Genomic DNA, 21,579 nt, shown 5'->3' on the forward strand with positions numbered 1-21,579 from the left:
CGCCGGCGATGGAGGCCGCGGCTTCCCTGATCGCCGACCTCGTCGCGAACGGTGTGCGCGACATCGTGCTGTCGCCGGGCTCGCGCTCGCAGGCGCTCGCGCTCGCCGCCGTGCGCTTCGCCGATGACGGGCACGTGCGCGTCCACGTGCGCATCGATGAACGCGTCGCCGGGTTCACCGCGCTCGGGATCGCCCGGGAGACGGGTGTGCCCGCTGCCGTGATCTGCACCTCGGGCACGGCCGTCGCCAACCTGCTTCCTGCGGTGCTGGAGGCGTTCCACTCCGGTGTCCCACTGCTGCTGCTGACCGCCGACCGTCCGCCCGAACTCCGCGGCGTCGGAGCGAATCAGGCGACGCGCCAAGAAGGTCTCTTCGACCCCTGGGTGCGTGACCAGATCGATGCCCCGGTGCCGGGGGACGGTGAATGGGCCGGGCTCGCCGAGCGTGCTGTGGCGGGCGCGATGGGAGCGCGCGAGGTCGATGGCGCGCTGCTCGGCGTCGCGGGCCCCGTGCACCTCAACCTCCCCGCCAGGGAACCGCTCTCGGGCGACCTCACCGCGATCACGGCAGCCCCGGGCGACGCGCCCCGTCCGCTCGCGGAGGAGCCGTTCGCACTCGAGCGCGGTCCGCGCACCGTCGTGATCGCGGGCGCCGATGCGGGAGCGGATGCCGAGGAGGTCGCCTACGCGGGCGGCTGGCCGCTGATCGCGGAGATCGTCAGCGGCGCGCGGTTCGGGCGACAGCTCGTGCACGGGTACCGCCGACTGCTGGCGCGCGAAGACCTCGGCGGCCGGATCGAACGCGTCGTCGTGCTCGGGCACCCGACGCTCAGCCGTGAAGCGGCAGCTCTCCTCGCGCGCGCGGATGTCGACGTGATCGCGGTGCGCCGGGGCGGGGAGGAGCTGAACCTCAACCATCGCACCCGTGCCGTCGGCGCCGTGTCCGTCGCGCCCGGTCCCGCCGATCGCGCCTGGCTCGGCGACTGGCTCCAGGCCTCGGCCGCCGAGGTCGTCGACCTGAGCGAGAACGCTCCCGACCCCGACGGGCTGGCCTCCACGGACTTCGCCGCCCGCAGGGACGCCGTCAAGGCCGAGCTCGACGCCGTCCGCCGCCCGCTCGACCGTGCACTCCTGGTCGACGCCGTGTGGCGGGCCACCTGGCCTCACGACCGGCTGGTGTTCGGCTCTTCGCGGCTGGTGCGCGTCGCCGATCAGGTGCTCGGCGGCAAGAAGGTGCCCGTGCACGCCAATCGCGGACTCGCCGGGATCGACGGCACCATCGCGACGGCGACCGGCATCGCACTCGCCAGTCAGGCGGCCGGAGCCCCCGGTGTGACGAGGGTGCTGCTGGGCGACCTCGCCTTCCTGCACGATGTCGGCGCACTGCTGCTGCCCCCGGACGAGACCGAACCGCGGCTCCAGGTGATCGTCGGCAACGACGGCGGCGGCACCATCTTCGATTCCCTGGAGGTCGCAGGTTCCGCGTCGCCGGCCGACCTCGATCGCGCTTTCTACACCCCGCACACCGTGCGCCTGGAGCACCTCGCGTCGGCCTACGGCTGGGAGTACCAGAGGGTCACGACCCGCACGGCGCTCGACCAGGCGCTGACCACTCCGCGCGGCGGGCGTCAGATCATCGAGGTGCCGCTGCCGCGTTGACTGGCAGGATGTGCGTATGGACGCGCACAGCTGGACGCAGACGCTACGAGTGGGCGAGGGATTCCGCCTCGCCGATCTCGACCCCGACACCAAGCCCGGATACGTCGGCGGCAAGTCGCACGGCGCCCGTGACCTCGCGGCGGGGCTCGAGAAGCTGAACGGTCTGCAGGAGAGGTTGTTCGCCGAGAGCCGGGTCGGGGTGGCGAAGGATGCCGTACTGCTGGTGCTGCAGGCGATGGACTCGGCCGGCAAGGGCGGGATCGTGCGGCACGTGGTCGGCGGGGTCGATCCCCAGGGCGTCGCGCTCGCCGCGTTCAAGGCGCCGACACCCGAGGAGCGCAGCCACGACTTCCTGTGGCGTATCGAGAAGCGTCTGCCGGAGCCGGGCTTCATCGGGGTGTTCGACCGCTCCCACTACGAAGACGTCCTGATCGGCAAGGTGCGCGAGCTGGCGGACGCCGCGGAGATCGAGCGCCGGTACGACGCGATCAACGAGTTCGAGGCGCGCGTCGCGGCATCCGGCACCCGCATCATCAAGGTCATGCTGCACATCTCGCCGGAGGAGCAGAAGGAGCGGCTCATGGAGCGGCTCGAACGCCCGGACAAGTACTGGAAGTACAACCCCGGCGATGTGGACGAGCGGATGCTGTGGCCGCAGTACATGCAGGCGTACCAGACCGTGTTCGACCGCACCTCCACCGAGGCGGCCCCGTGGCACGTGATCCCGGCGAACGCCAAGTGGTACGCCCGCCTCGCGGTGCAGGAGCTGCTGCTCGCAGCCCTGGAGGACATCGACCCGCAGTGGCCGGTCGCCGACTTCGACGTCGAGGCCGAGAAGAAGCGCCTCGCCGCGAGCTGAGCGCGCTCAGGCCAGCGCGTCGACCAGCGGCCGGAACTTCACCCGCGTCTCGAGCAGTTCGCTCTCGGGGTCCGAGCCCGCGACGATCCCAGCGCCGGCGTATGCCGTCACCCCGATCTCCCCGGATCCTGCCGTGAACTGTGCGCAGCGCAGGGCGATCGCCCATTCGCCGTTGCCCGCGGCGTCCACCCAGCCGACCGGGCCGGCGTAACGTCCGCGGTCGAAGGGCTCGAGCTCGCGGATGGCGGCGATGGCCGCGGGCGTCGGGGTGCCGGCGACGGCGGCGGTCGGATGCAGCACCTGCACCAGGTCGAGCGCCGATTCGCCGTCGGCGAGCTCGCCCTCGACGTCTGTCGCGAGATGGAAGAGGTTCGGCAGCTTCAAGAGGAAGGGCTGCTCGCTCGCGGCCAACGCCCGCGTGTGCGTCCGCAGCGAGGCGAGCACGCTCTGCACGGCGTACTGGTGCTCGTCGAGATCCTTCGTGCTCGAGGCGAGGTGGGAGGATGCCGCGGTGTCGGCGTCCGCATCCGCTCCCCGGCCGATGGTGCCGGCGAGTACACGAGCGGTCACGGTGCCGTCGTGCACCGTGACGAGGGTCTCCGGGCTCGCGCCGATCAGCCCGTCAACGGCGAAGGCCCAGGTGTCGGGGTAGCCGGTCGACAGGGCACGCACGAGACGGCGCAGGTCCGACCCGGCCGGGATGCTGCCGGTGAGGTCGCGCGCGAGCACGACCTTGCTCAGCTCGCCGTCGGCGATGCGGGTGAGCGCGAGGCGCACCGAGTCCTGGTAGGCCTGCGGGCTCTGGGCGCCCGGGCCGACGGTGCCGGCCCAGTGCGGACCGTACGGCTGGGTCGCGAACGGCTCCTCGGAGACGGGCGATGCGGCGAGGCGGATGCGGGTCTCCCAGAACCGATCGCCGTGGCGCCCGAGCACCTGACTCGGCACGACGAGCACGCTGTCGGCCGCCGACTCCTCGTCGAAGGCGAACGCGCCGAAAGCCACCAGCCCGCTGCCCGGCAGGCCCACGGGGTCGGAGATCTCGGCCTGTGCCACCATGCCTCGCCAGGCGTTCGCGAGCGCCGCGGTGCGCGACAGTCCGGCCGCCGACGGCTGACGGACCTCGGCGAGCGGTTCTCCGACCGCGACGATGCCGTCTCCGCGCCGCAGCCAGGCGAGCGGGCGGGCGGGATCCGCGTAGGCGAGGAGGTCTTCGACCGGGTCGATCTCTCGGGTCTCCACGACCAGGTGGGTGGTGTGCACGCATCCAGCCTATGCCGCTCTCACGGCACGGATCTGCGCCGACGTAGGGTGAACGGATGAGCGCTGCACGCCCCGCACCCGGCACCGAGATGGTCTTCCAGTGGCGCAAGTGGGACGGGTCGCCGCACTGGCGGCACGAGTGCGTGTATCTCGGCGCCGACGAGTGGGGTGACTGGATCGGGCAGCCGGTGGGTTGGCACAGCTTCCGGCCCGGGGCCGAGTTCCATGCGGGCGGACCCAACGTCACGCTCGTTCCGGCGAGCGGCGACCACGCCGTGACGGTGAACCGTCGCCACCGCCGCGGCATGCGGATCTACATCGACCTGGGGTGGGACATCCACTGGTCCGACGACCCGCTCCTCGCGACCGGCATCGACATGGACCTCGATGTCGTGCGCGTGGCCGGGGCCCGGGGCACCTGGGTCGACGACCGCGACGAGTGGGCCGAGCACAGCGTCCGCTACGGCTATCCCGTCGACGTCATGGAGCATCTCGAGACGCTCGCGCTCGACCTGGAGGATCGGGTGCGCGCGCAGGTCGCACCGTTCGACGATGCCACCGCCGATCCGTGGCTCGACCGCCTCGAAGCCCTGGGCCTCGCGCCTAGACTGAACGCGTGACTTCGAACGAGAAGAACCGCGCCGATCTCGGCAAGGACCCCGCCCGCGTCAGCGGCATGTTCGACCAGGTCGCCGCCGGGTACGACCGCACCAACACGGCCATGACCTTCGGCAACGACGTGCTGTGGCGCGCGGCGACCACCCGTGCGGTCGCCCCGAAGCCGGGGGAGCGGATCCTCGACCTCGGGGCAGGTACCGCGTCGTCGTCGGCGTCGCTCGCCCGCAGCGGTGCTGACGTCGTCGCGGCCGACTTCTCACCCGGGATGCTGGCCGAGGGTGAACGTCGCCACGGTGCGATGCGCAACCTCTCGTTCGTGCAGGCGGACGCCACGGCGCTGCCGTTCGCGGATGCCGAGTTCGACGCGGTCACGATGTCGTACGCGCTGCGCAACGTCAACGATCCGAAGAAGGCGCTGCGCGAGCTGTATCGGGTGACCAAGCCCGGCGGCCGGCTCGTGATCAACGAGTTCTCCACGCCTCCGGGGAAGCTGTTCCGCGGCGCATACCGGTTCTACAACGCGCAGGTGCTGCCCCGTGTCGCCCGGGTGGCAGGCACGAACGGCGACGCGTACGACTACCTGAACGAGTCGATCCGCGAGTGGCCCGACCAGAAGAAGCTGTCGGCCTGGATCCGCGAGGCGGGTTGGGGCGACGTGGCCTACCGCAACCTCACGTTCGGCATCGTCGCCCTGCACCGAGCGCGCAAGCCCGCGTGAGCGCCGTGCACGCAACTGCGGCATCCCGGCGCAGGTAGGCTGGGACCGTGACTTCGAGCCCCATCGCCCCGGGTTCGCGGCTGGCCAGCCGTCTGGGGTTCAGCGACCGCGTGTTCATCGGCCCTGCCGCACGCAAGGTCGCGCGCGCGATCGAAGACGGCCTCGAGCTCGTCGAGACCGGCCTCGCCCAAGACGTCCGGGTCGCCGACCCGCTGGCCGATGCGGCCAGTCGCTATCTGTACGAGGCGGGCGGCAAGCGCATCCGTCCCGTGCTCACGCTGCTCGCCGCCCAGCTCGGCGACGGCAACACCTCCGAGGTGATCGATGTCGCCAAGGCGCTGGAGATCACCCACCTGGGTTCGCTGTATCACGACGACGTCATGGACGGCGCCGACCGCCGTCGTGGCGTGCCGGCGGCGCATGCCGTGTGGGGCAACAACATCGCCATCCTCACCGGCGACATCCTCTTCTCCCGCGCCAGCCAGCTGATGTCCCGGCTCGGTGAGCGCGCCATCCGGCTCCAGGCCGACACGTTCGAGCGCCTGGTCCTCGGTCAGATGCACGAGACCCTCGGGCCGCAGCAGGACGACGACCCGATCGCGTTCTACATCCAGGTGCTCGCCGACAAGACCGGCTCTCTCATCGCCGCCGCCACGCAGGGCGGTGTGATCTTCTCCAACGCGCCGAGCGAGTACGAGGAGCCGCTGCGCGTGTACGGCGAGAAGATCGGCGTCGCGTTCCAGCTGCTCGACGATGTGATCGACCTGTCGGCCAAGCCCGAAGAGACCGGGAAGGTGCCGGGTACCGATCTCCGCGCCGGCGTCCCGACCATGCCGTACCTGCTGCTGAAGGCCGAGCCCGATGACGCCGCCGTCGACCTCGCGGCGCGCATCGATGACGGGGTGGCCCTCATCGCCGATGGCGCCGACCCCGCGATCCTCGACGGCCCGCTCGACGAGCTGCGCGATCACCGGGTGACGCAGAAGACCCTCGAACTCGCGCACGCCTGGACGCGGGATGCCGTCGACGCGCTCGCACCGCTGCCGCGTGGGACCGTGCGCGAGGCGCTGACCCGATTCGCAGAGACCCTCGCCGAACGCTCCAGCTGATCGCGCGCGACCGTCGGGTCGCGCGCCGGTTGCGTCGGCATACGAAAGGACCTCCCATGACCAAGCTCAGACTGGCCATCGTCGGTGCGGGCCCCGCCGGCATCTATGCCGCGGACATCCTGCTGAAGGCCGAGCGCAAGTTCGACGTCTCGATCGACCTCTTCGAACAGCTCCCTGCACCGTATGGACTCGTGCGCTACGGCGTCGCCCCCGATCACCCTCGCATCAAGGGCATCGTCAACGCGCTGCGAGACGTGCTCGACCGCGGGGACATCCGCCTGTTCGGCAACGTGCGCTTCGGTGAGGACATCACTCTCGACGACCTGAAGAAGCACTACAACGCCGTCGTCTTCGCGACCGGCGCGATCCGCGATACCTCGATGGACATCCCCGGGATCGATGCGGTCGCCTCCTACGGTGCCGCCGACTACGTCAGCTGGTTCGACGGACACCCGGACGTGCCGCGCGAGTGGCCGCTGGATGCCGCATCCGTCGGTGTGCTCGGCAACGGCAACGTGGCGCTCGACGTCGCGCGCATGCTCGCGAAGCACGCCGAGGATCTGCTCGTCACCGAGGTGCCGGCCAATGTCTACGAGGGACTCAAGGCCAGCGAGATCACCGACGTGCACGTCTTCGGTCGCCGCGGCCCGGCGCAGGTGAAGTTCACGCCGCTGGAGCTCCGCGAGCTCGGCGAGCTGCGCGACGTCGACATGGTCGTCTACGACGAGGACTTCGACTACGACGAGGCCTCGAAGGATGCGGTCGCCAGCAACAAGCAGGTCATGGTCATCGACCGCATCCTGCAGTCGTGGCGCAAGCGCGACTCGGTGAACAATGCCGGGGGCACGGCCTCGCGCCGTCTGCACCTGCATTTCTGGGCGCGCCCTGTCGAGGTGCGCAAGGACGAGAACGGCCGCGTCGCGGCACTCGTCTACGAGCGCACGCAGCCCGACGGTCAGGGCGGCGCGGTGGGAACCGGGGAGATGCGTGAGGTGCCGCTCCAGGCGCTGTACCGCGCCATCGGCTACTTCGGTTCGCCCCTTCCCGGTGTGCCGTTCGACAAGAAGCACGGCGTCATCCCGAACCGTGAGGGCCAGGTGCTCGCGAAGGACTCCAACGAGCGGGTCTCCGGCATCTACGCGACCGGGTGGATCAAGCGCGGCCCGGTGGGTCTGATCGGGCACACGAAGTCCGACGCGATGGAGACCGTTCGGCACATCATCAACGACCAGGGCTCCTGGTGGCACCCGGAGGACCCCTCCGAAGAGGCCGTCGTCGAGCTGTTGCGCGAGCGCGGCGTGCGCTGGACCGATCTCGAGGGCTGGCACCGTCTCGACGAGCACGAGATCGCCCTCGGTGCTCCCGAGGAGCGCGCCCGCGTCAAGGTCGTGCCGCGCGACGAGATGGTGCGCGTCTCCCGGGGCGAATAGGAGGTTCGCCTCCGCCGTCCCCGGTCTCGTCGGCTAGCCTGGCGACGACGGGGGAGGAATGCATGACCGAATGGATCCGGGATGTGCTCGGCGATGAGTTCCAGCAGCTGACCCTCGACCTCGGCACCGACGAGCAGGGTCCGGTGGTGGCCACCTTGGTGCGCGCGCTCCCGGCCGAGCCGGACCTCTGGAACCGCATCCGTGGACGGTGGCCGTTGCTCGACGGCGTCGACGTGCTCTACGTGCACGGTTGGTCGGACTACTTCTTCCAGAAACGGCTCGCGCGTTTCTGGACCTCGCGGGGTGCCCGCTTCTTCGCGCTCGACCTCCGCAAATACGGTCGCAGCCTCCGCGACGGACAGACGCCCGGCTACGTCGCCGACCTCGCCACCTACGACGAGGACATCGGGGCGGCGCTGGAAGCGATGGGACGGGGGCAGGGCGGAATCGAGTCGTCCCGGCGTCTGGTGCTGCTCGGACACTCGACCGGCGGGCTCGTCCTGAGCCTCTGGGCGTCTCGTCATCCTGGTGCGGCGGATGCGGTGATCCTGAACAGCCCGTGGCTGGAGTTCCAGTTCGCGCCGGCGCGGGCGGCGATCGCGCCCATGGTGGAGCTGCAGGCTCGCATCCGGCCCATGGAGGCGGCGCCGCAGGTCGACCTGGGCTTCTACACCCGTGCTCAGCTGGAGGTCGCCGACCCGGATGATCCGATGGAGGTGAATCCGCTCTGGCGCCCCGCGCAGACCATGGCGGTGTACGCGGGCTGGTTGCACGCGATCCTCTCCGGGCACAAGGCCGTGGCCGCAGGACTGGGGATCACGGCTCCGGTGTGCGTGTTGCTCTCGGCGCGGTTCGTGCCCCCGACGCGGTGGTCGGAAGAGCTCACCAGCGCAGACTCCGTGCTCGTCGTCGACGACATCGCGCGCGCGGCGCTGCGGCTCGGGGCGAGTGTGACGGTGGAGCGCATCGACGGTGCGCTGCACGACGTCTTCCTCTCGCGCCACGACGCGCGCGAGGACGCCTACCGACGCCTCGAGCGTTGGGTCACGGGCTGGCGCGCGGCGATCTGATCTCGCGTCACAGGTAGTACATCGTCCGGACGAGGCGCTCCGCCTCATCGCCGTCGCCGTCGCGGACGGCGCCCGCGAAGGCGATGTACACGTCGCGCATCCGAGCGCGGTCCGTCACGGGGACCACCCAGTCGCGGAGGTTGCGGAACAGAACCATGCTCGCGTCCTCCATCAGTGTTCGGTGCTGCGCGTTCCCGCTCCGATCTCCGAGATACGAGAACACCGCCCATCGCGCGTCCGAGGTCGTCTCGGGGTGTTCGAGGGACGCGTGCATCGCGGCCACGAGGCGCACGACGTGATCGCGCTGCGCGTCGCTGATGCGCGGCACGGCCAGCCGGGCGGCTATCGCCGCCTGGTACCCGGCGAACTCGAGCGACTGCGCGATCGTCTCCGACGTCACCTCGGTCACCTCGGTGTACCGGCTCGGATACATCGTCACCATCCCCAGCCGCTCCAGACGCTGAAGTGCTTCGCGAACGGGAGTTCGTGACACGTGCAGCTCTTCGGCCACATCGACGTCGCGGATGCGTTCGCCGGCTTCGATCGTGCCCTCGATGATCTGTCTGCCGAGGTGGTGGAACACCTCTTCGGCCAGAAGCTGCTTGCTCTCGCCGACACTCGTCGATCCGATAATGCTCATGGACCTGCCCCCAGTTGCCCTTCATTTCCCGAGCATCCCCATGATTCGCCCCGGGTGGGCCACCGCATCATGAGGTCGCGTCGGTTTCCAACACGATCTACGCCTGTCGACGCGTGTGGGGGCACACGGCTGTCGGCGACCTCTCCAGTCTTGGCCACTCGGGCCGGTATTCCGGTATGCGATCCTACTGCGCGGCTCCGGAAGACCGAAGTCGCGCCCGCGGGCAGACGAAAGGCCCCACTCGGTCTTTCGCCGAATGGGGCCTTTCGTCTTACAGGCGGGAGGTTCGCCTAGCGGTAGTTGATGAACTGCAGGTCGAGATCGAGGTCGGCGCCCTTCAGCAGCGCGATGACCGACTGCAGGTCATCGCGACTCTTGGACTGCACGCGCAGTTCGTCGCCCTGGATCTGGCTCTTGACGCCCTTGGGGCCCTCGTCGCGGATGATCTTGTTGATCTTCTTCGCGTTCTCCGAGGAGATGCCGTCCTTGAGCGTCGAGACGATGCGGAACTCCTTGCCGCTGGCGAACGGGTCGCCCGACTCGAGGCTCTTCAGCGAGATGCCCCGCTTGATGAGCTTGGACTGGAACACGTCGAGCACGGCCTTCGCCCGCTCCTCGGTGTTCGCGATGATGAGGATGCTTTCGCCGCTCCAGGCGATCGACGCACCGGTGCCCTTGAAGTCGTAGCGCTGCTCGATCTCCTTGCGGGCCTGGTTCAGGGCGTTCTCCGCCTCCTGGTGATCCACCTTCGAGACGATGTCAAATGAGCTGTCAGCCATGGTTTCATCCTACTCAGGGGCTGAGCGCGTAGACATTGTCGGAGATCCTGGTGGCTCCGTCGGGAGTCGGGTAGTCGTCCGGCACCGTCGTGAAGTGACCTGCAGGTCCGCTCATCTCCACCGGGCCCCGCTCCCCGCCGCAGCCCATGCCCCACTCGTCCTCGTCGCGGTAGGCGAGTACGCAGACCGTCGACGGCTCGACGCCCCGCAGCAGCCAGATCGAGCTGCCGGAGTGCTCGCCGACCAAGCGCGCCGACGAGAGGTCAGCGACGTCGCCCGAGTCCTGCTCGACCACCCCGTCCGGCACGCTGTCCGCAGCCTCCGCGTCTCGATCCAGCACGGCGTAGTTCGTGGCGAACGCGGTGCAGCCGCTCAGGGCGATCGCCGACAACGTCAGGAGGAGACCCGCCGCTGTCCGCGCGACGCGAAGGGAACGATCCGTCATGGCCCCAGTCTACGAGCGCTCCGTCTCGCGTCCCATGGAAGCGTTTTCACAAGCCTTGCTTCCATTCATCCCGGTCACGGCTTGGTATCGACGCTCTTCTTCGTTGCAAAAGGAGTCGTATCCGATGCATACTGTAAGCGCTTGCAGTCTGTGCAGGCCACCAGCACCGAGAGAGGCACACACCAATGAAGGTGAACAAGAGGGGTATCGCCGCCGCAGGCGCGATCGCCATCGTTTCGACTCTGACGCTTGCCGGCTGCTCCACGGGGACCAGCGGCGACGACACCTCCGACTCCCAGGGGAGCGGCAAGCTGGTCGTCTGGGTCGATGCCGAGCGCGTGGACGCGCTGCAGGACGCGGCGGACTCCTACGAGGACAAGACCGGCGTCAAGGTCGAGCTCGTGGGCAAGTCGGTCGACGACATGAAGGACGACTTCATCCAGCAGGTCCCGACCGGTAAGGGCCCCGATGTCGTCATGGGCGCGCACGACTGGCTGGGGGAGCTCTCCACCAACGGCGTCGTCGCCCCGATCGAGCTCGGCGACAGCTCGGAGGACTACCTTCCCGTCGCGCTGCAGGCCGCAACGTACGAGGGCACCGTCTACATGCTGCCGTACGCGGTCGAGAACATCGCGGTGCTGCGCAACGCCGACCTCGTCCCGGCTGCAGCCACCAGCTTCGACGACATGGTCTCGAAGGGCACCTTCGTCGTCGAGCAGGGCACCGAGGGCAACCCGTACCACCTGTACCCGTTCCAGACCGCGTTCGGTGCTCCGGTCTTCGGCACCGACGACTCGGGGAGCTATGACCCCACCGACCTGCAGCTCGGCAGCGAGGGCGGCTTCGCGTTCGCCGACTGGCTGGGTGTGCAGGGCGCCGCGGGCGTGCTGAACACCGACGTCGACGGCGAGATCGCCAAGCAGCAGTTCCTCGACGGCACGGCAGCCTTCTGGCTGACCGGTCCGTGGAACGTGGGCGCCGCAACCGACGCCGGCATCAACGTCGCGATCGACCCGATCCCGAGCCCGACCGGTGAGACCGCTTCGCCGTTCGCCGGCGTGAAGGGCTTCTTCGTCAGTTCCGAGTCGAAGAACAAGGTCGCCGCGAACGACTTCCTCGTCAACTACATCGGCACCGAAGACGTTCAGCTCGACCTGTTCAAGGCCGGCAACATCCTGCCGGCGCTCACCGCAGCCGCCGACACCGCGGCGTCCGACCCGATCATCGCCGGCTTCCAGGCCGTCGGCGAAGACGCCGTGCCGATGCCGGCCATCCCGGCCATGGGCGCGGTGTGGGAGTTCTGGGGCGTGGCCGAGGCCGCGATCATCAACGGCGCGGACCCGAAGACGACGTGGCAGAAGCTCGTCGACGACGTGACCGCCGCGATCAAGTAACAGCACCCACTGGCCCTGCCGGGGTGGACGCTCCGGTCCGCCCCGGCAGGATCATGACGAGGACGACATGACAGACATCGACGAGCGCACTGCTCCTCCGACCCGACGCCAGCGACAGGCCGCGAAGATCGCCGAGGCCGCGTCCGGCCCGATCGGCTGGATGCTGCTGAAGATCCTCCTGCTGGCCGTCGTCGACGCGATCGCGCTGTACGCGGCGTTCGTGCTCTTCGCCCACCAGGAATGGCTGATCCTCGGCATCGTCGTCGTGGTGGCCGTCTTCGTCAACTACATCTACTTCTCCCGCAAGCGCATCGCGGCGAAGTACCTCACGCCGGGCATCATCTTCCTGATCCTGTTCCAGGTGTTCACGCTGCTCTACACCGGCTACATCGGTTTCACGAACTACGGCACCGGGCACAACGGCACGAAAGACCAGGCCATCTCCTCGCTCCTCGCGTCGGCGCAGGAGCGGGTCGAGGACTCTCCCACCTATCCGGTCACGGTCGTCGAACAGTTCGGCACCTATGGTCTCCTGGTCACCGACCCGGACTCCGGCGACGCGCTTCTCGGCACGGCCGAGCAGCCGCTCGAAGAGGTGGACGCGCAGTTCGAGGGCGGACAGGCCGTCGCGGTCGACGGCTGGACGACGCTCCCGCTGGCCACCGTGTTCACGCTCTCCGAAGAGCTCGAGAAGCTGTCGGTTCCCTTCAGCGATGACCCCAATGACGGCGCCCTGCGGGCTCCGGACGGCCAGAAGGGGTATCTGTACGTCTCGACGCTCGAGTACGACGCGGCCGCCGACACCATCACCGACACCACCACCGGCACGGTTTACTCCGACACCGGCGAGGGAGCCTTCACCGCCGACGACGGCGAGCAGCTGCTCCCGGGATGGCAGACCACCGTCGGCTTCGACAACTTCGTGCGCGCGGTCACCGACTCCTCGATCCGCGGACCGCTCATCGCCGTGACGCTGTGGACCTTCGCGTTCGCGTTGATCTCGGTCGCCACGACGTTCTTCCTCGGGCTCCTGCTCGCGCTGGTCTTCAACAACACCCGGATGCGGTTCCGCAACGGGTACCGGATCATCCTGATCCTCCCGTACGCGTTCCCGGCGTTCCTGTCGGCGCTCGTCTGGGCCGGCATGATGAACGAGAGCTTCGGCTTCATCAACCAGGTCATCTTCGGGGGAGCGGACATCCCGTGGCTCACGGATCCGACGCTGGCCAAGGTGTCGGTGCTGCTGGTGAACCTGTGGCTCGGATTCCCCTACATGTTCCTCGTCTGCATGGGCGCCCTTCAGGGCATCCCGGAGGACGTGAACGAGGCCGCCGTCATGGACGGCGCTAACCCGTGGCAGGTCTTCCGCCGCATCAAGCTGCCGCTGCTGCTCGTCACGGTCGCGCCACTGCTGATCTCGTCCTTCGCGTTCAACTTCAACAACTTCAACCTGATCTACATGCTCACCAAGGGCGGACCCCGCTTCAGCGACGTGTCGATCCCGGTCGGGCACACCGACATCCTGATCTCGATGGTCTACAAGGTGGCGTTCACCGGGCAGACCCGCGACTACGGACTGGCTTCGGCATTCACCATCCTGATCTTCATCGTGGTCGCGACGATCTCGATCATCAGCTTCCGCAAGACCAAGGCCCTCGAGGAGCTGAACTGACATGAGCACCGCCAGCCCCGCCACCGCCACCACCGCCTCCACCGCCTCGAAGACCGATGAGCGCACACCCGGCCCGCGTCGCCGCAGCTTCGGCGCCTGGTTCGCCGATACCGGATGGCGACACCTCGTCGCGATCGTCGTGAGCGCCTTCGCTCTGTTCCCCCTTCTGTACGTCGTCTCGGCGTCGCTGAATCCGAAGGGGACGCTGACCGGATCGAACCAGCTGTTCTCCGCGATCGGGATCGACAGCTACGTGCGCATCCTGAGCGACCCGCAGAACCCGTACGGCACGTGGTTCCTCAACACTCTGCTGATCGCCGTCGTGACCGGGGCGGTCACGGTCTTCATCGGCGCCTGCGCGGCATATGCGTTCTCGCGCATGCGCTTCGCCGGGCGCCGTGTCGGGCTCGTCACGATCGTGGTCGTGCAGATGTTCCCGCAGCTGCTCGCCGTGGTCGCGATCTTCCTGCTCATGTCGACCCTGGGGGACTGGTTCCCCGCCATCGGGCTGAACACGCACACCGGTCTGATCCTGGTGTACCTCGGGGGAGCGCTCGGCGTGAACACGTACTTGATGTACGGGTTCTTCAACACGATCCCCAAGGAGATCGACGAGGCAGCCCGCATCGACGGGGCCGGTCACGCGCGCATCTTCTTCACCATCATCCTGCGCCTGGTCGCGCCCATCCTCGCCGTCGTCGGACTCCTCTCCTTCATCGGCACGGTCAACGAGTACGTGATCGCGAGCGTGATGCTCGTCGACGTGGAGCAGCAGACGCTCGTCGTCGGACTCACCAAGCTCGTGGCGAATCCGCGCTACGCGGACTGGTCGGCATTCTCGGCCGGCGCGGTGATGGCCGCCATCCCGGTGATGATCCTGTTCCTCTTCCTGCAGAAGTACATCGTCGGCGGTCTCACCGCGGGGGCGACGAAGGGCTGACCCTCGGTGGGGTTCACCCGCGGGGCCGGTGTCGCCGGTAGCGTGCATGGCATGGTAGCTTGTCATGCATGACAGCTGACGTCGGATCGCAGATGCGCAAAGGGGTGGTCGAGTACTGCGTGCTCGGACTCCTCGCGCGTGAGCCGATGTACGGCTGGCAGCTGGCCGATGCACTCACCGGCGCCGGACTGATCGCCAGCATCGGCACGCTCTACCCGCTGCTGGGACGGCTGCGGGACAACGGCTGGGTCAGCACGTTCGACCTGCCGTCGGAGAGCGGGCCCGTGCGCAAGTACTACCGGCTCACCGAGTCGGGTACCGAGCAGCTCGAGCGATTCCGAGTGCAGTGGACCCCGTTCGCCCGTGTCGTGACGGGCATAGTCGGAGAGGGACGACCATGACAGAGACGACAGCAGACACACTGCGCGAGGAGTATCTCGCCCGGCTCGACGAGGCGATGCGCGGGCTCCCGCACGGCGTCGCGTCGGACATCCGTGGCGGCATCGTCGAAGAGCTGCAGGGCCTCGACGCCGCGGATACCGCCGCGCGGATCGCTCGGCTCGGTGATCCGGTGGCCATCGCGAGGGAGGCGCAGGACGAGGTGCCGGCGAACCCCGCGATCGTGGTCGCTGCGCCGGTCGCGGCCCCGCCCGCGCCCCGACCGCCGGCGACCTCGACGCGCGGTTTCGCGATCGCTGCCGCGCTGACGCTGAGCTTCGGCGGTTTCCTCGTCCCGGTGCTCGGCTGGTTCGTCGGCGCGGTACTCGTCAGCATCAGCACCCTCTGGAAGACGTGGGAGAAGGTCGTCGCGATCATCGTGCCGTTCGTCTTCGGCGCGGTCTCGTTGTTCCTGGTGCAGTTCATGAGCTTCGTGGAGTTCAGCTCGACCGGCAGCTCGTCCGGCACCGGCACCCCAGCCGATGAGGTCGTGAACAACCCGCTGCTGCCCGGCTTCAGTGCCTGGCACGTCCTCCTTCTCCTTGGGTTCCTCCTCATCCCGGCGTCGGGTCTCTGGCTGCTCTGGCGGCTCCGGGGGCGCGTCGCTCGCTGAGTCACGCCCCGTCACACCGCGTGCATGCTCGGCGTTGCGCCCGGCCAGTATCCCGGTCGGGCCATACCGTGGAGACATGGCACGGGTGGCGGGGCGCAATCTGGCGATGAGCTGGTTCGCCGGCATCGTGTGCGCCGGAATCATCGGGGCGCTCGTCTGGCTGTCCCTCCCGATCCTTCCGACTCTCGCGGAGTTCGCGGGAACCGCGCTCCGCAACGCCCTTCCCTGACGGCTCGCGAGGGGACGCCGACGCGTGTATCCCGACACGTCGGCACGCCTGCGTCGACGGCCGTCGGCCCGGCGGTACCCTCACAATGCACATATCCGATGAGAGGCGCACCCCATGAGTGACCCCGACGCTCCCCAGCCCGAGAAGCCGACTGACGTCGACGACGTCGTCGGCAGCGCGAACGCCGGTCTCGACGCCGCCGCCGCGGCGGGTGCGGATGTCCCCGGTTCCGCCGATGCGCCGGACCACAAACCGGCAGACGCCGTCGACGAGAAGATCGTCGACCCCGATCTCGCCGCGTTCGAAGCCGCAGAGCGCGACCACCCCGGAACGTTCGCGTCCCCGCCTCCCGCCGTCACTCCGGCACCCATCGTCGAGTCGCGCGAGCCCGCGCGCGACGTCCGGGCGGAGGCCGACGCGGAGACCGAATCCTTCTACCCGGAGCCGATCGTGGGCGAGCCCGTGCCGTTCGGTCACGAGCAGTCCGGCCTGGCCGGTGCCGCCTACGCCCAGTACGGTGACGACACCGAGACACGCATCGTGCCGTCGGAGCCGCTGATCGGTGCGACGGGTGTCGCCGCGGCAGCGCAGCCTCAACCCATCTTCGTGCAGGCTCCCGAGCCGCCCCGTGACCGCGGCAACCGCGGCACCGCCGGCCTCATCGGCCTGCTCGCGACCCTGGTTTTCGCCGTGCTGTACCTCGGCACGGCGCTGGGTCTCGGCGCGATCGCCGGCGAGGTGAACGGCGAGAACATCGGTGAGGCCGCGCTGGCACCGCTGATGACCTGGGGGTACTGGACGCCGGTCGTCGTCTTCTTCCTCGGCTTCTGGCTGCTCGGCGCGATCATCAACCGCGGCCGCTGGGGCCTCTGGGTGGTCTTCGGCATCATCGTCGGCGTCATCGCCTATGCGGGCCACATCCTCGGACAGCTGTTCGAGGCGCCGTTCTGGAAGCTCACGTCGTCTCAGGGCCTCGATCTCGTCGGCGAGCAGCTGCTCGCCCCGCTCGCCATCGCCGCATTCGTGTTCGCGCGCGAACTGACCATCTGGTTCGGCGCATGGGTGTCGCGCAGCGGCGCTCGCAAGACCGAACTGAACGCCGAGGCGCAGCGCGAGTACGAGCGCACCCTCGAAGCCGGTCCGACGCTGTCGAGGTAATCACGAACTCCACGACGCCGAACCCCCGCGGGCCCGAGTCCGCGGGGGTTTCGGCTGTCCTGGCCGTGGTGCTCGCGACGATCGGCTTCTTCGCGCTCGCGGTGTTCGGCCTGGGGGCCCTGAGTGTGGCCACCGATACCGACATCATCGCGGTGCGAGGGTTGGGGCAGGCGCCGGGCGCCGTCGGGATGCTGGCGGCGGTCGCGGTCTTCGCGCTCATGCTGTGGTCGACGCTCCGTCGTGGCCATCCCTCCTTCGTGGCGACGATCGCGATCGCTCTCCTCACAGCTCTGGCTCATCTCGCGGCGGTGTGGATCACGGTCGTCCTCGGCTCGTCCGACTTCGTGATCGCGACCGCGGTGGCGGGGGATCTGGTCCGCGGTGGTGCGAGTGCGGTGCTGGTGGTCGCGGGGCTGATAGCAGGCTGGGGTGGCATCGCCCTCCGTCGCACTCGTGCCGAGCATCCGCGCTGGCCTTGGGAGCGCGAAGACGACGAGGAGTGACGCGGCCGCCCCGCCGCGATGCGCGAAATCGCGGTCACGACGGGCGGCGCGCCGTACGCTGGTGGGGTGGAGCGCTCATTGGAGACGCAGGTGGACCAGGCCGTCGAGGCCTGGTTGCGCTGGGTGCCGCGCTGGGAGCCGGCGACCCACCGCGGTCGCGTCGCACCATGCCGCCGCTGTCTGGGATCGCCGATCCTCTCGGCGGCGGGAATCGGTGCGAACACCCCGCACGGTGTGCAGCACGGACTCTCGACGCGCATCAAGACCATCGTCGACCACGCCGTCGCGGACTACACGGCACGGAATCTCCCCATGCTGCAGCGCGAGCTCGATCAGCAGGCCGCCCGGAACCGCGCCCGCAGCTACCGCCCTGCCGAAGACCTCGATCCGGAATTCGACGGCCTCCCGCTCGACCCCGAGCCGGTTCCCGGCGCGCCGTTCCTCTTCACCATCGCCGGGCTCGCCGATGACTCCGCCGCGGAGCTGCCGGCGTTGCCGCCTCTGACCGAGGAAGCCAAGATCGCCCTCCGGCAGGAGGTCGCCCTCGCCGACGAGTACGCCAATATGGTCGGGCGGGAGATCTGCGGCATCCTGCTTCGCCACCGGATCTACATCCAGGCGGCCATCTCGCAGCACGTGGAGCCGCAGATCGAGGCACTGCTCGCCGAGCTGACGGAGTCGTTGGATTCGCCGTTCGACCCCGACCTGCCGTGATGCTCCGAGCGCCGCTCCGCCGTCACACCGGACTTGCGTTCATTTGACCACCACGTTACGCGGCATTACACTTGACCAGGTGTGTGCACGTCTTGACGTGCGCACTGGGCGTCGGCACCATGCCGGTCCGCCCCCACGGCATACCCACCACACCAAAAGCGCGTCGAATCCGGCGTGCCGGTGGGTCATGATGTGAAACCCATCACGCTGTCACCGTGCAGCACTATGAGGAGAGAACGTGCCAACCATTCAGCAGTTGGTTCGCAAGGGTCGCTCGCCCAAGGTCACCAAGACCAAGGCGCCGGCGCTCAAGTCGAACCCGCAGCAGGCCGGGGTCTGCACCCGCGTCTACACCACCACCCCCAAGAAGCCGAACTCGGCGATGCGCAAGGTCGCTCGTGTGAAGCTCCGCAACGGCACCGAGGTCACCGCGTACATCCCCGGCGAGGGTCACAACCTCCAGGAGCACTCGCTGGTGCTCGTCCGTGGCGGTCGTGTCAAGGACCTCCCCGGTGTGCGTTACAAGATCGTCCGTGGCGCCCTGGACACCCAGGCAGTCAAGAACCGTAAGCAGGCTCGTTCCCGCTACGGCGCGAAGAAGGGTTGAGTTAGATGCCTCGTAAGGGACCAGCCCCCAAGCGCCCCGTCGTCAACGACCCGGTATACGGCGCACCGATCGTCACCTCGCTGGTGAACAAGATCCTCGTCGACGGCAAGAAGTCGCTGGCCGAGTCGATCGTCTACGGCGCCCTCCGCGGCGTCGAGGCGAAGAACGGTCAGGACGCCGTCGCCACGCTCAAGAAGGCGCTCGACAACGTGCGCCCGACCCTCGAGGTCCGCAGCCGCCGCGTCGGTGGCTCGACCTACCAGGTGCCGGTCGAGGTCAAGCCTCACCGCGCCAACACGCTCGCTCTGCGCTGGCTCGTGAGCTACGCGAAGGGCCGTCGTGAGAAGACGATGACCGAGCGTCTGCAGAACGAGATCCTCGACGCGTCGAACGGCCTGGGTGCCGCGGTCAAGCGCCGCGAGGACACGCACAAGATGGCCGAGTCGAACCGCGCGTTCGCTCACTACCGCTGGTAACCAGCTTCGCCCGCCCTTCGGCCACTCGCCGAAGGGCGGGCACCCCCTCTTCGCAGTACGACTGCTCCAAAAGATAAGGACACTCCTGTGGCACAAGACGTGCTCACGGACCTGAGCAAGGTCCGCAACATCGGCATCATGGCGCACATCGATGCCGGCAAGACCACGACGACCGAGCGCATCCTGTTCTACACGGGCGTCAACCACAAGCTCGGCGAGACGCACGATGGCGCGTCGACCACCGACTGGATGGAGCAGGAGAAGGAGCGCGGCATCACGATCACGTCTGCCGCCGTGACCTGCTACTGGAACAAGAACCAGATCAACATCATCGACACCCCCGGCCACGTGGACTTCACGGTCGAGGTGGAGCGTTCGCTCCGTGTCCTCGATGGTGCCGTCGCCGTGTTCGACGGCAAGGAGGGCGTCGAGCCCCAGTCCGAGACGGTCTGGCGTCAGGCCGACAAGTACAACGTCCCCCGCATCTGCTTCGTCAACAAGATGGACAAGCTCGGCGCGGACTTCTACTTCACCGTCGACACCATCATCAACCGCTTGGGTGCCAAGCCCCTCGTGATCCAGCTGCCGATCGGTGCGGAGAGCGACTTCATCGGCGTCGTCGACCTGGTCGAGATGCGTGCGCTGGTGTGGGCCGGAGACTCCAAGGGTGACGTCACGATGGGCGCCTCCTACGAGATCCAGGAGATCCCGGAGAACCTCAAGGAGAAGGCGGCGGAGTACCGTCAGCAGCTCCTCGAGACCGTCGCCGAGACCGACGACGCGCTGCTCGAGAAGTTCTTCGGTGGCGAGGAGCTCACGGTCGCCGAGATCAAGGGCGCGATCCGCAAGCTGACCGTCGCTTCCGAGATCTACCCGGTGCTCTGCGGTTCCGCGTTCAAGAACCGCGGCGTCCAGCCGATGCTCGACGCGGTCGTCGACTACCTCCCGAACCCGCTCGACGTGGGCTCGATCGAGGCACACGACCCGAAGGACTACGACACGATCATCGAGCGTCACCCCGACGCCAATGACCCGTTCGCAGCCCTCGCGTTCAAGGTCGCCGTGCACCCGTTCTTCGGTCGCCTCACCTACGTGCGCGTCTACTCGGGTCACCTCGAGTCCGGTTCTGCGGTCATCAACTCGACCAAGAACAAGAAGGAGCGCATCGGGAAGATCTTCCAGATGCACGCCAACAAGGAGATCCCGGTCCCCTCGGTCACCGCGGGTAACATCTACGCGGTCATCGGTCTGAAGGACACCACCACCGGTGACACCCTGACCGACCCGGCAGCTCCGGTCGTCCTCGAGTCGATGACGTTCCCCGAGCCCGTCATCGAGGTCGCGATCGAGCCGAAGACCAAGGCCGACCAGGAGAAGCTGGGTGTCGCCATCCAGAAGCTCGCTGAGGAGGACCCGACCTTCCGCACGGAGCTCAACCCCGAGACCGGTCAGACGACCATCAAGGGCATGGGCGAGCTTCACCTCGACATCCTCGTGGACCGCATGAAGCGCGAGTTCAACGTCGAGGCCAACGTCGGCAAGCCGCAGGTCGCGTACCGCGAGACCCTGAAGAAGGCCGTCGAGAAGCACGACTACACGCACAAGAAGCAGACCGGTGGCTCCGGCCAGTTCGCGAAGATCCAGTTCACCATCGAGCCGATGGACCTGGACTCCGAGAAGACCTACGAGTTCGTGAACGCCGTCACCGGTGGTCGCATCCCTCGTGAGTACATCGGTTCGATCGACGCCGGTTTCCAGGACGCGATGAACGTCGGTGTGCTCGCGGGCTACCCGATGGTCGGCGTCAAGGCGACCATCGTCGATGGTGCGGCGCACGACGTCGACTCCTCGGAGATGGCGTTCAAGATCGCGGGCTCCATGGGCTTCAAGGAGGCCGCTCGCCGTGCCAACCCCGTGCTGCTCGAGCCGCTGATGGCCGTCGAGGTCCGTACTCCTGAGGAGTACATGGGCGACGTCATCGGCGACCTGAACTCGCGTCGTGGCCAGATCCAGTCGATGGAAGACGCCGCAGGCGTCAAGGTCGTCCGCGCTCAGGTCCCGCTGTCCGAGATGTTCGGCTACATCGGCGACCTGCGCTCGAAGACCTCGGGCCGTGCCGTCTACTCCATGGAGTTCCACAGCTACGCTGAGGTTCCCCGCGCAGTGGCCGACGAGATCGTCCAGAAGACCAAGGGCGAGTAATCGCTCTTCTGGGCTCCCCGCGGCGCCGAGCACCGCGAAGCGCAGCG

Annotated in this window: 23 protein-coding genes; 19 read left to right on the plus strand and 4 right to left on the minus strand. The window is 68.3% G+C overall.

Annotated elements, in window-relative coordinates:
* The first annotated feature begins 8 nt into the window (after positions 1-8).
* Together menD and GZ67_RS0100535 are read left to right on the plus strand one after the other, a co-directional pair.
* The gene (gene menD, locus GZ67_RS0100530) at positions 9-1,658 is read left to right on the plus strand and encodes a 2-succinyl-5-enolpyruvyl-6-hydroxy-3-cyclohexene-1-carboxylic-acid synthase (protein ID WP_051662263.1); all 1,650 of its coding nucleotides are present in this window, start codon (positions 9-11) and stop codon (positions 1,656-1,658) included.
* A 16-nt stretch (positions 1,659-1,674) separates the two neighbouring features.
* Positions 1,675-2,517: a polyphosphate kinase 2 family protein gene (locus GZ67_RS0100535; protein WP_029260901.1), complete on the plus strand. Its 843-nt coding sequence runs from the start codon at positions 1,675-1,677 to the stop codon at positions 2,515-2,517.
* A gap of 6 nt (positions 2,518-2,523) precedes the next feature.
* Here GZ67_RS0100535 and GZ67_RS0100540 read toward each other — a convergent pair whose 3' ends face one another.
* Entirely contained in the window at positions 2,524-3,777 is a 1,254-nt protein-coding gene (locus GZ67_RS0100540; RefSeq protein WP_029260902.1) for an isochorismate synthase, read from the minus strand.
* A 56-nt stretch (positions 3,778-3,833) separates the two neighbouring features.
* Here GZ67_RS0100540 and GZ67_RS0100545 point away from each other — a divergent pair, with 56 nt between their 5' ends.
* The 5 genes from GZ67_RS0100545 (at position 3,834) to GZ67_RS0100565 (ending at position 8,722) form a co-directional block, all read left to right on the plus strand.
* On the plus strand, positions 3,834-4,397 hold the full coding sequence (locus GZ67_RS0100545; RefSeq protein WP_029260903.1) for a hypothetical protein: 564 nt from the start codon (positions 3,834-3,836) through the stop codon (positions 4,395-4,397).
* Positions 4,394-5,113, plus strand: a complete 720-nt coding sequence (locus GZ67_RS0100550) for a class I SAM-dependent methyltransferase (protein WP_029260904.1) — start codon at positions 4,394-4,396, stop codon at positions 5,111-5,113. The genes GZ67_RS0100545 and GZ67_RS0100550 overlap by 4 nt, the downstream gene beginning before the upstream one ends.
* A 47-nt stretch (positions 5,114-5,160) precedes the next feature.
* Entirely contained in the window at positions 5,161-6,222 is a 1,062-nt protein-coding gene (locus tag GZ67_RS0100555) for a polyprenyl synthetase family protein (protein ID WP_029260905.1), read from the plus strand.
* A gap of 56 nt (positions 6,223-6,278) precedes the next feature.
* Positions 6,279-7,652 carry an FAD-dependent oxidoreductase gene (locus tag GZ67_RS0100560; protein ID WP_029260906.1) on the plus strand — a complete coding sequence of 458 codons (1,374 nt, stop codon included), beginning with the start codon at positions 6,279-6,281 and terminating at the stop codon, positions 7,650-7,652.
* 62 nt (positions 7,653-7,714) lie between these two features.
* Complete coding sequence (locus GZ67_RS0100565) at positions 7,715-8,722, plus strand: alpha/beta hydrolase (RefSeq protein WP_029260907.1); 1,008 nt, start codon at positions 7,715-7,717, stop codon at positions 8,720-8,722.
* A gap of 7 nt (positions 8,723-8,729) precedes the next feature.
* Here GZ67_RS0100565 and GZ67_RS0100570 read toward each other — a convergent pair whose 3' ends face one another.
* The 3 genes from GZ67_RS0100570 to GZ67_RS0100580 all read right to left on the minus strand — a co-directional run bounded on the left by GZ67_RS0100570 (position 8,730) and on the right by GZ67_RS0100580 (position 10,586).
* The gene (locus GZ67_RS0100570) at positions 8,730-9,362 is read right to left on the minus strand and encodes a GntR family transcriptional regulator (protein WP_029260908.1); all 633 of its coding nucleotides are present in this window, start codon (positions 9,360-9,362) and stop codon (positions 8,730-8,732) included.
* Between the two features lie 290 nt (positions 9,363-9,652).
* A complete protein-coding gene (locus GZ67_RS0100575; protein WP_017829222.1) occupies positions 9,653-10,141 on the minus strand; it encodes a YajQ family cyclic di-GMP-binding protein in 489 nt (162 codons plus the stop codon).
* A 13-nt stretch (positions 10,142-10,154) separates the two neighbouring features.
* Entirely contained in the window at positions 10,155-10,586 is a 432-nt protein-coding gene (locus GZ67_RS0100580) for a hypothetical protein (RefSeq protein ID WP_029260909.1), read from the minus strand.
* 185 nt (positions 10,587-10,771) lie between these two features.
* On the opposite strand from GZ67_RS0100580, the gene GZ67_RS0100585 reads away from it, so the two are divergent.
* The 12 genes from GZ67_RS0100585 (at position 10,772) to fusA (ending at position 21,532) form a co-directional block, all read left to right on the plus strand.
* Complete coding sequence (locus GZ67_RS0100585) at positions 10,772-11,980, plus strand: sugar ABC transporter substrate-binding protein (RefSeq protein ID WP_029260910.1); 1,209 nt, start codon at positions 10,772-10,774, stop codon at positions 11,978-11,980.
* A gap of 67 nt (positions 11,981-12,047) precedes the next feature.
* Positions 12,048-13,652 carry an ABC transporter permease subunit gene (locus tag GZ67_RS0100590; RefSeq protein WP_029260911.1) on the plus strand — a complete coding sequence of 535 codons (1,605 nt, stop codon included), beginning with the start codon at positions 12,048-12,050 and terminating at the stop codon, positions 13,650-13,652.
* A gap of 1 nt (position 13,653) precedes the next feature.
* Positions 13,654-14,592 carry a sugar ABC transporter permease gene (locus GZ67_RS0100595; protein WP_029260912.1) on the plus strand — a complete coding sequence of 313 codons (939 nt, stop codon included), beginning with the start codon at positions 13,654-13,656 and terminating at the stop codon, positions 14,590-14,592.
* Between the two features lie 68 nt (positions 14,593-14,660).
* Entirely contained in the window at positions 14,661-14,993 is a 333-nt protein-coding gene (locus GZ67_RS0100600) for a PadR family transcriptional regulator (RefSeq protein ID WP_029260913.1), read from the plus strand.
* Complete coding sequence (locus GZ67_RS0100605; RefSeq protein ID WP_029260914.1) at positions 14,990-15,643, plus strand: HAAS signaling domain-containing protein; 654 nt, start codon at positions 14,990-14,992, stop codon at positions 15,641-15,643. Before GZ67_RS0100600 ends, GZ67_RS0100605 begins: the two co-directional genes overlap by 4 nt.
* Before the next feature lie 76 nt (positions 15,644-15,719).
* Positions 15,720-15,872 carry a hypothetical protein gene (locus GZ67_RS20505; RefSeq protein ID WP_156027125.1) on the plus strand — a complete coding sequence of 51 codons (153 nt, stop codon included), beginning with the start codon at positions 15,720-15,722 and terminating at the stop codon, positions 15,870-15,872.
* Between the two features lie 114 nt (positions 15,873-15,986).
* Positions 15,987-17,030: an ABC transporter gene (locus GZ67_RS0100615; protein WP_029260915.1), complete on the plus strand. Its 1,044-nt coding sequence runs from the start codon at positions 15,987-15,989 to the stop codon at positions 17,028-17,030.
* A 68-nt stretch (positions 17,031-17,098) separates the two neighbouring features.
* Positions 17,099-17,533 (plus strand): hypothetical protein, encoded by a 435-nt coding sequence (locus GZ67_RS0100620; RefSeq protein WP_029260916.1) that lies wholly within the window; start codon positions 17,099-17,101, stop codon positions 17,531-17,533.
* A gap of 66 nt (positions 17,534-17,599) precedes the next feature.
* Positions 17,600-18,247 carry a hypothetical protein gene (locus tag GZ67_RS0100625; RefSeq protein ID WP_029260917.1) on the plus strand — a complete coding sequence of 216 codons (648 nt, stop codon included), beginning with the start codon at positions 17,600-17,602 and terminating at the stop codon, positions 18,245-18,247.
* A 238-nt stretch (positions 18,248-18,485) separates the two neighbouring features.
* Complete coding sequence (rpsL, locus tag GZ67_RS0100630; RefSeq protein WP_017201609.1) at positions 18,486-18,854, plus strand: 30S ribosomal protein S12; 369 nt, start codon at positions 18,486-18,488, stop codon at positions 18,852-18,854.
* A gap of 5 nt (positions 18,855-18,859) precedes the next feature.
* A complete protein-coding gene (rpsG, locus tag GZ67_RS0100635; protein WP_017201608.1) occupies positions 18,860-19,330 on the plus strand; it encodes a 30S ribosomal protein S7 in 471 nt (156 codons plus the stop codon).
* 87 nt (positions 19,331-19,417) lie between these two features.
* Entirely contained in the window at positions 19,418-21,532 is a 2,115-nt protein-coding gene (gene fusA / locus GZ67_RS0100640) for an elongation factor G (protein WP_029260918.1), read from the plus strand.
* Positions 21,533-21,579: the final 47 nt, after the last annotated feature.

Source organism: Microbacterium sp. Cr-K20 (assembly GCF_000708325.1).
Taxonomy (GTDB): domain Bacteria; phylum Actinomycetota; class Actinomycetes; order Actinomycetales; family Microbacteriaceae; genus Microbacterium.